This is a genomic window from Myroides sp. WP-1 (genome assembly GCF_014145635.1).
In the GTDB taxonomy this organism is placed as follows: domain Bacteria; phylum Bacteroidota; class Bacteroidia; order Flavobacteriales; family Flavobacteriaceae; genus Flavobacterium.
The window spans coordinates 255,241-264,791 of the sequence record NZ_JACHTC010000005.1; the positions used below are offsets into that span (position 1 = coordinate 255,241).

At 35.0% G+C, this 9,551-nt stretch carries 9 protein-coding genes and 1 rRNA gene; 2 read left to right on the plus strand and 8 right to left on the minus strand.

What is annotated here, in order from left to right; genetic code table 11:
* The first annotated feature begins 153 nt into the window (after positions 1 to 153).
* Complete coding sequence (locus H4K33_RS07620) at positions 154 to 927, plus strand: ABC transporter ATP-binding protein (RefSeq protein ID WP_182647858.1); 774 nt, start codon at positions 154 to 156, stop codon at positions 925 to 927.
* Here the strand turns inward: H4K33_RS07620 and H4K33_RS07625 are convergent.
* The 3 genes from H4K33_RS07625 to H4K33_RS07635 are packed head-to-tail and all read right to left on the minus strand — an operon-like array spanning position 911 to position 3,312.
* Positions 911 to 1,912, minus strand: coding sequence for a cation diffusion facilitator family transporter (locus H4K33_RS07625; protein ID WP_182647859.1), 1,002 nt, complete (start codon positions 1,910 to 1,912; stop codon positions 911 to 913). The genes H4K33_RS07620 and H4K33_RS07625 overlap by 17 nt on opposite strands.
* Before the next feature lie 11 nt (positions 1,913 to 1,923).
* The gene (locus tag H4K33_RS07630) at positions 1,924 to 2,493 is read right to left on the minus strand and encodes a pseudouridine synthase (protein ID WP_182647860.1); all 570 of its coding nucleotides are present in this window, start codon (positions 2,491 to 2,493) and stop codon (positions 1,924 to 1,926) included.
* A 3-nt stretch (positions 2,494 to 2,496) separates the two neighbouring features.
* A complete protein-coding gene (locus tag H4K33_RS07635) occupies positions 2,497 to 3,312 on the minus strand; it encodes an alpha/beta hydrolase (protein ID WP_182647861.1) in 816 nt (271 codons plus the stop codon).
* A gap of 205 nt (positions 3,313 to 3,517) precedes the next feature.
* Here H4K33_RS07635 and pepT point away from each other — a divergent pair, with 205 nt between their 5' ends.
* Positions 3,518 to 4,765 (plus strand): peptidase T, encoded by a 1,248-nt coding sequence (gene pepT / locus H4K33_RS07640; protein ID WP_182647862.1) that lies wholly within the window; start codon positions 3,518 to 3,520, stop codon positions 4,763 to 4,765.
* 104 nt (positions 4,766 to 4,869) lie between these two features.
* On the opposite strand, the gene H4K33_RS07645 is transcribed toward pepT, so the two are convergent.
* The 5 genes from H4K33_RS07645 to rrf all read right to left on the minus strand — a co-directional run.
* Positions 4,870 to 5,394 carry a GNAT family N-acetyltransferase gene (locus H4K33_RS07645; protein WP_182647863.1) on the minus strand — a complete coding sequence of 175 codons (525 nt, stop codon included), beginning with the start codon at positions 5,392 to 5,394 and terminating at the stop codon, positions 4,870 to 4,872.
* A 127-nt stretch (positions 5,395 to 5,521) separates the two neighbouring features.
* The gene (gene rpsA / locus H4K33_RS07650) at positions 5,522 to 7,276 is read right to left on the minus strand and encodes a 30S ribosomal protein S1 (protein WP_060875613.1); all 1,755 of its coding nucleotides are present in this window, start codon (positions 7,274 to 7,276) and stop codon (positions 5,522 to 5,524) included.
* A 263-nt stretch (positions 7,277 to 7,539) separates the two neighbouring features.
* Positions 7,540 to 8,562, minus strand: a complete 1,023-nt coding sequence (locus H4K33_RS07655; protein ID WP_182647864.1) for an EamA family transporter — start codon at positions 8,560 to 8,562, stop codon at positions 7,540 to 7,542.
* Positions 8,563 to 8,564: 2 nt separating this feature from the next.
* Positions 8,565 to 9,038 carry an Lrp/AsnC family transcriptional regulator gene (locus H4K33_RS07660; RefSeq protein WP_182647865.1) on the minus strand — a complete coding sequence of 158 codons (474 nt, stop codon included), beginning with the start codon at positions 9,036 to 9,038 and terminating at the stop codon, positions 8,565 to 8,567.
* Between the two features lie 432 nt (positions 9,039 to 9,470).
* A 5S ribosomal RNA gene (gene rrf / locus H4K33_RS07665) occupies positions 9,471 to 9,551 on the minus strand; the annotation flags it as partial.

Here is a 9,551-nt window from a genome sequence, read left to right on the forward strand (position 1 = left end):
CTAAATTTATTATGGAACAAATATAAAACTTATTTGCTGTACTCTATGTTATTATCAAACGAATGTAATAAGTATCTTTACCTTTTTAAAGTCTACTCTACATTATAAAAAAGAATAGAATAAATCCATATTTTGCCTATTAAAAACAATATTATGTTACAGACAAAAGAATTAGCGATTGGTTATCCATTGGGTAAAAAACAAATCAACATCATTCAGGAGCAGGTAACATTGTGTCTTCAAGCTCAAACGTTGACCACTTTATTAGGTATTAATGGCATTGGAAAATCTACATTGATCCGCACATTATGCGGACACTTAAAGCCTTTGAGTGGAAGTATTTTATTAAAAGGAAAACCTTTATCTCTCTATTCACCTCCTGCACTTGCAAAGGAAATCAGCGTTGTACTGACCAGTGGTCTTCCTGCTTCCAACTTACGTGTTAAGGAATTGCTTCAAATCAGTCGGACACCTCACATCAACTGGTCATCTAACCTCACAAAAGAAGATTTTTATCACATTGATAAAGCCATTGATTTAACTTCCATTGCTTCTATTGTTGATTTACCCATTCAAAACTTGAGCGACGGACAACTACAGCGCGTTTTAATTGCCCGTGCACTTGCACAACATACTCCAATCCTTATTCTAGATGAACCGTCTAGCCATTTGGATCTACACCATAAGGTAAAAATCTATCAATTGTTACAACACTTAACTCGAGAGGAGAAGAAAACCATCTTATTCTCTAGTCATGACATTGAACTAGCCTTACAGTTTGCCGATGAAGGAATTGTACTCCAACAGGGAGCTTATACACAAAACACCATTGAAAACTTAGTTTCCAACGGTGTTTTTGATCGTTTCTTTCCCGATGATGTCTTACAGTTTGACCGACAAAACAAGCGTTTTATTCTTGCCCCGTAGTACTTGTATGTCGCTTGTTTTTTGAAACATTTTCGATTGTCCATCTAATTTGTTTAACAAATGGTTCTTTTCTGAACGGACACTCCTGTTTACTGCATATATTACAAGAAAACGTTTTGCAATCATCCATGTGAACAAATAACTCTAGATCTTCTCCAAAATGATCACTAATCTCTTTTTCTAAAAGTTCAACTTCTTTATGACCTTCTACAATTGTGAAATACCAAGGTACTGTCATATGACAGTCAAAATGTAAAACACTACCATACTTAATAATTCTCATATTGTGTAAATCAATCCAGTTTTCTTTCCTATTTTGCTCCAAATAGTCGACTACTTCTTTCAACAACGCCTCATCTGTTTCATCCATAATACCCGAAACAGCGCCACGTACAATTTTATAACCTGTTACGATAATGATACCAGCAAAGATCAAAGCAACAGCACTATCTAACCAATGCAAATTAGTGAAGTACAACAAGAGTAAACCTAAAATAATTCCAATGGTTGAATAGGTATCTGACTGGAGGTGTTTTCCGCTAGCAACCAACGCCAATGATTTATTGTTTTTTCCTTTTTTGATAGCATACCAACCGAGTACATAGTTTACTACTGCTGTTATGGCAACTAAGAAAATCCCATAATCTAATTGTCCAATAGGTTGAGGATTGATAATATTTCTCACTCCTTCAAAAATAATAGCAATACCTGCCATAATAATTAAACCACCTTCAATCGTGGCAGAAATAAATTCTACCTTTCCATGTCCATACGGATGATTTCGATCTCGAGGTTGAGCAGAGAGATAGAGACTATATAACCCAATAAAACCACTAATTACATTGACCACACTTTCCAAAGCATCTGTAAAGATCGCTACAGATCGAGTCATATACCACGCAACTAGTTTTACAATAAACAAGAGTACCCCTGTAATGGCTACTATTTTTTGAAATTGGTAATTTTCGTTTGCTTTGCTATGCATAAAACTAAGTTTTACAACGTTGTTACTTCTTTTACTTCCCCTACTTGTAGTCCTTCCAAATGGATTGAGCCAATTCTAACGCGAACTAATCGCAAGGTCGGAAATCCTACACTAGCAGTCATTTTTCGTACTTGTCGAAATTTTCCTTCCGTCAAAACAATTCGAATCCAACTGGTAGGTCCGTGTCTTTCATCGCGTATACGTCTGCCAACACCTATCCATGCAGGAACTTCTTCAAGCTTACTAACCTCACAAGATTTGGTTGTATACTTTTCTCCTTTCACTCCTATTTCGACTCCATTTCTCAATATTGCTACAGCTTCTGAAGTAATTTGACCATCCACTTGTGCGTAATACTCCTTCTCATAGTGTTCACTTCGCACTTGTTCACTGACCATTCCATCTGTAGTCAGCAACAATAGTCCCTCAGAATTTTCATCTAATCGTCCAATAGCCATAGTTCCTTCGGGAAAATCAAATAATTCACCTAGCTTCTTTTTGGCACGTTTCTTTTCGTAAATAAATTGGCTGATATAGCCATGTGGTTTATACAGTAGAAAATGTCTGTGTTCCATCATCATGTATTACTTTTCAAAGTTTTTCACATAGAAAGCATTCATTGCTTCGATATAACCTTGTCCGTGATAGGTATTGGTCATAGCTTGAAAGCCTTGCAAATGACCTCCTTTATACAGGACTACTTCACTTTTTGGATTTAGTGGTTTCACGCGATTGCTATCATATACGGTTGTTAATCCATCTCGATCTCCTACGATAAATAAAACTGGAAGTGTCAATCGACTTAACGCTTTGTCATAAGTTTTAGCCCCTTCAGGCAATCGCGTTTCTTTTTCTAAGAAATGCATTAACCTTTCAACTATGGTTTGAGGACTAACCATAAAACCGTCTGCAATTAAATAATCATAAGGGGTTACGTTTTGCGTAAGTACAGCTGCGATGGTTCCGGTAGACATGGCCCATACACCTATTTTAGTATCAAACTTTTGCTTTACATAGGTAACAACCGCTTGTAAATCGATAGCAAATTCATCATAATACAACAGATCTTCTTCAATTTCAAAAGGATCACTCGCTCCAAAACCGCGATAATCAAACAAAACAACCGTATATCCTTGATTCACTACTTCGATTGCTTGTCTCAACCAGTAAGACATATTTCCGGCATCTCCATAGGCGAATATCAACGTACGATCTAGCTTTTTGTCTTCTTTGGGATATAAAATCCACGAGTTTAGGGTGTAATTATCAGGGGTTTCTATTTTCACTTCCTCATAGTGAAAATTGGAGTTAACAGGGGTATCAACATACTCCTTAATTGGATTTAATGCTGCCGCGATCTGCACAAACAACAAACTAAACAAACAAAGTAAATGCTTCATTGCTCGTCATTTTTGAATTGAAAACCAAAGATACAACAATACTACCTTATGGTTAATTGCATTCGAATGAAAAATTGGTTTACTAATGATATTCTAATATTTCCAATCTTCATTCATCTCAAAATTAAGCTCGTGAAAAAGCCAAGACATTATAAGGCTTTCATTTAATAAATTCATACTTTTGTTAGATATAAAATTTAATACTATGCAACATATTATTGATCGTTTCATCAGTTATGTGACTGTTGATACAGAGTCTGATCCTTCTTCTCAAACTTGTCCTAGTACTGAAAAGCAATGGGATTTAGCAAACAAACTAGTTGAAGAGTTAAAACAAATTGGTCTAGAAGACGTAACAATAGATGAGAACGCATATGTGATGGCTACTTTGCCTAGCAATGTAGAGCATGAAGTACCTACTATTGGATTTATTGCTCACTTTGATACTTCACCTGATTTTTCTGGTGCAAACGTAAAACCGCAAATTGTACCAAACTACGATGGTGGTGATATTATGTTAAACAAAGAACTAAACATTGTTTTATCTCCTTCTTATTTTAAAGATCTATTACAATATAAAGGTCAGACGTTAATCACTACTGACGGAACTACTTTATTGGGAGCGGATGACAAAGCAGGAATTACAGAGATTGTATCTGCTATGGAGTATTTGGTTCAACATCCCGAAATCAAACACGGAAAAATTAGAGTTGGATTTACACCAGATGAAGAAATTGGTCGTGGCGCTCACTTATTCGACGTGAAAAAATTCGGTGCTGAATGGGCTTATACAATGGATGGAAGTCAAATTGGTGAACTAGAATATGAAAACTTCAATGCTGGATATGCAAAATTGACATTTTCTGGAAAAAGTGTACACCCAGGATACGCAAAAGGAAAGATGATCAACTCTATTTTGTTGGCTAATAAATTCATCAATAAGTTACCAAAAGATGAAGTGCCTCAAAAAACGACAGGTTATGAAGGATTCTTCCACGTACATACAGTAAGCGGAAGCATTGAAGAATCTGTAGTTGAATTAATCATTCGCGACCACAACTTAAAAAAATACGAGCAACGCAAAGTATTCATTGATAAATTAGCGAAGAAGTTCAACAAAAAACACAACAAAAAATTCGGTGGACCAATTGTTTCTTGTGAGATTGGAGATCAATACTTCAACATGAAGCAAAAAGTTGAACCTGTTATGCATATTGTTGATACAGCAGAACAAGCGATGAAAGATTTAGGTATTAAACCTTTAATCAAAGCGATTCGCGGTGGAACTGATGGATCTCAATTATCGTATATGGGATTACCATGTCCGAACATTTTCGCAGGTGGACATAACTTCCACGGAAAATACGAATATGTACCAGTAGAAAGTATGGTTAAAGCAACAGAAGTAATCGTTAAGATTGCTGAATTAACTGCTCAAAACGCATCAAAATAACAACTGTTATTTACCTATAAAAAAGGAGATTCAATTGAATCTCCTTTTTTTATGTTTAAAATAAAACGATGGTTTATCTGAATTAACAAAACGACGGAACAAAACTACTTGTTTGCAGCATCGTATTCAGCCTGAAGAATAGACATCACTATTTTATCGTGAAAAGCATGATCACGATAACAAGCATCTCTTAATACTCCTTCTACTTTAAAACCTGCGCGTTCATACGCTTTGACACCGCCAATATTAGGTTGTGAAACGGTCAACATGATGCGATTGAGTTTTAGTGTTTCGAATCCATATGCAATAACCTTTTGTGTAACAATGGTACCCACTCCTTTTCCCCATTGAGTTTTGTCTCCAATAAAAATAAAATATTCACCACTCTTATTTAAGGTCGATATACCACTAATTCCAGCATAACCGATCAATTGGTTTGTATTTTCTAAAAAAATTCCGATGTTATATGTCTGCTGCTCCTCAAACAGGCTGTCAAACCAATTTTTAATTTGTTCTGAAGAATTTAAACGCTGAAACAGACCCATTGAGTATTTAATCACTTCATCATCGTTTAACCAGGTAAAAAAAGGAATAACATCTTCTTTACTTAAAGGCTTTAGCTCAATCATAATTTGGCATTTTACTAGTTGATTACAATCACCAAAGATACTCTTCAATACGGAAAAACCCGTGTATAGGAAAATAAAAAAGCCCTAACATAGGTTAGGGCTTTCAAGATTGTATAGATATAAAGGATTAGTTTCCTTTTTCCATTCTTTCTTTTAATTCAGCAAGAGCATCGATATCTCCTAAAGTAGTTTTTTCTGTAGCATTTACTGTAGTTTCAGCAGATTTTACATTTTTCTCCTCTTCTTCACGGAAAATTGAAGTATGAGAAGCAACTACTCTTTTGAATTCTTTATTGAACTCAATAATTTTGAATTCAGCAGAATCACCTTTTTTCAATTTCTTACCGTCTTCTTTTTCTAAGTGACGAGTTGGAATGAAAGCTACTACGTCTTCTTCGAATACTACTGTAGCTCCTTTGTCAACTAATTCAGAAATCTCTCCATTGTGGATAGTACCTACTGCATAAGCATCTTCGTATTTATCCCAAGGGTTAGCTGTTGTTTGTTTGTGTCCTAAAGATAATTTACGTCCTTCAACGTCTAACTCTAATACAACAACATCTAATTTATCACCTACGTTTACAAACTCAGATGGGTGTTTGATTTTCTTAGTCCAAGATAAGTCAGAGATGTAAATTAATCCATCAATTCCTTCTTCTAATTCTACGAATACACCGAAGTTAGTAAAGTTACGAACGATACCTGAATGCTTAGATCCTACAGGATATTTAGCAGTGATATCAGTCCAAGGATCTTGTGATAATTGTTTAATACCTAAAGACATTTTTCTTTCTTCTCTATCAAGAGTTAAGATAACTGCCTCTACTTCGTCTCCAACTTTTACGAAATCTTGAGCTGATCTTAAGTGAGTAGACCAAGACATTTCAGAAACGTGGATTAAACCTTCAACACCTTCAGCAACTTCGATGAAAGCACCGTAATCAGCTAAAACAACTACTTTACCTTTTACTTTGTCACCAACGTTTAAGTTAGCATCTAAAGCATCCCAAGGGTGAGCGTAAAGTTGTTTTAAACCTAATTGGATTCTTGTTTTCTCGTCGTCGAAATCTAAAATTACAACATTTAATTTTTGATCTAATTCTAACACCTCGCTTGGGTGATTGATTCTTGACCAAGATAAATCTGTAATATGGATTAATCCGTCAACACCTCCTAAGTCAATGAATACTCCGTAAGAAGTAATGTTTTTAACAACACCTTCTAACACTTGACCTTTTTGTAATTGACCGATAATTTCTTTTTTCTGTACTTCGATATCTGCTTCGATAAGCGCTTTGTGAGATACAACAACGTTTTTGAATTCGTGGTTAATTTTAACTACTTTGAATTCCATTGTTTTGTTTACGTATTGATCGTAATCACGGATAGGCTTAACATCGATTTGAGAACCTGGTAAGAATGCTTCGATTCCGAATACGTCAACGATCATACCACCTTTAGTTCTACATTTTACGAAACCATTAACGATTTCACCTGACTCATGAGCAGCAATAACTCTATCCCAAGCTTTGATTGTACGAGCTTTTCTGTGAGATAAAACTAATTGTCCGTATTTATCTTCTCTAACGTCGATTAATACTTCAACTTTATCACCTACTTTTAAGTTCGGGTTGTAACGGAATTCGTTTAATGAAATAACACCTTCAGACTTAGCATTGATATCTACAATCGCGTCTCTGTCAGTGATTCTCACTACAACTCCCTCAACTACTTCCTCGTCGTCTGTAGAAATAAAAGTTTTGTCTACTAAGCTTTCAAATTCTTTTAATTGAGCTGCATCTACTGCATCGATACCATTTTCATAGTTATCCCAATTAAAATCTTTTAAAAATTCTTCCTGTGTTTTGATGTTTTCAGACATGTGCTGATAATAAATTTGTATTCTGTTTTGCCTTGTTTCGTTACTCAGCAGCAAAGAACAGAAGTGGTTTTACATATATAATGTTTTGACTCTTAGGGAAACAACGCTGATCTAAAAGCTGTGCAAAAGTACAACATTTTTTAGATGTAAAAAACATATTTACATCTTTTTTCGAATCAAGAGACTCAAACCTAAACTATTACAAAAAAAGCTAACGAATCACTCCGTTAGCTTCAATCAATTTTATAATAATGAAAAAAGAATTAATTACTCATATTGAGTTGTTCTTTATCGCGTGTGTTCAAATCGCGTTTCTTTTGAAACCCTTTGAAAAATTTACTGTCTTTATAAAGATCCCAGTTCATTAATCCCACACTTATCAAAACAACTGCCAAACCTCCTATTTGAAGACTTGTAATAATATCATCTGTAAAGAAGTAACTCAATGCTACGGCAACAACAGGGTTAACATATGCATACGTACTAACTTCCGTTACAGGTCTATTCTGAATTAACCAGATATATGATCCAAAAGCTAAGATTGATCCAAATGTAATCAAGTACAATAATGAAAACCATCCAGAAGCTGATATCTCATATACATCAAATTGTGCATACTCACCATTTAACAAAGCCACTATTGTGAACAAAACACCTGCTGTAATCATTTGCCATGATGTTTTCACCATTACGTGTAAATCCTCACCTTTATCTTCGTTTTTAGACTTTGAATACTTAGAATACAACGAACCTACTGTCCAAGCAATTGATCCTAAAATCAACAATACCATACAGAAGATATTCAACAAACGTTGGCTTTCATCTCCTGCTATTGTAATTTGCTCAGCAAACAACATGATCACTCCTACAAAACCTAAGATTAACCCTAAAACAATTGGTAAACTTGAGAAATTGCTCTTCCATTGTTTTTTATCTAAGATAATAAACCACAGAGCTGCTGCGGCCGCCATAATAGCAGCAATACCACTAGATACGTGTTGTTCTGCCCATATCAAAGCTCCCATATCAATAAAAAGCAACAAAAAACCTGTAATACACGCTTGCTTTACTACTTGTTTATTAAAGATTTTATATCCCCTCATTTTACAATAAGTCAGTAAAATCATACTAGCAGCAAAAAAACGTAAAGATCCCAAAACAAAAGGCGTGAAATCGCTTAATGCTTTGTGAATAAAAAAGAAAGTAGATCCCCATACAAAGTACACTACTAAATAGGCACCAAGTACTACTTTATTATTTGTTTGATTTGTAGCTACTGCTTTCATAACTATTCTAATGTATCAGGAATTATTAATTTATTATCTTCTTTTACTGTTTGCAATACAATGATTGTTCTTGTTGAAATGATCCCCTCAATTTTTGACAGGGAATTGCGCATTAAATTTACAAGCGCAATTGAATCAGATGTTCTCACCTTCACAATATACCCATCATCACCTGCAATATCGTGTACCTCTAAAACTTCTGGAATCTCTGCTAAAGCTCTACCTGTATTCTCATCTCCAATGATTTCATCTACTTTTATGAAAATAAACGAAAGCATTTTTTGATTAATCGCATTGGGATTAACCCTTGCGTGATACGCTACAATAGCATCCTTATGTTCTAACTTCTTCACGCGCTCTAGCACTGCAGAAGGAGCCATACCAAGCTCACGAGCTAATTCAGAATTATTGATTCGAGCATTGTCTTGCATCATGCGCAAAATCTTCAAATCAATTTCATCTAACTTATATTCCATCGTTTTATCGTTTTACAGTGCAAAGATAACACAAAAGAATAATATACGGAAATATTTATTATTTAATGAATAATATTCGGTAGTTAAATATTTCTAAACAACAAAATTCTGACAGAATTACAAATATTGAGAATTATTCAATAAATTTAAAGAATAAAAACATTATTCGTAATTATCGGTTATCGGAGAATGGTAAGCTTAGTGTTTTTGTGCGTTGTTTGTTGAGCGACTCACCATCTCATCGTCTCACCATCAAATAAGTGATTTTTTTTGTTTGTTGTTCGTCGTTCGTTGTTTGTTGTGCGACTCACCACCTCACCACCTCACCAAACAAAAAAAGCGAACTCTCGTTCGCCACTGATCCCAGTTAACAGTTCACTGATAATCAAAAACAAAAAAGCCTGACTACTTACGTAATCAGGCTTTTCAAAAGAAGGGCGACGACATACTCTCCCACCTTACGGCAGTACCATCTGCGCTAGCGGGCTTAACTTCTCTGTTCGAAATGGGAAG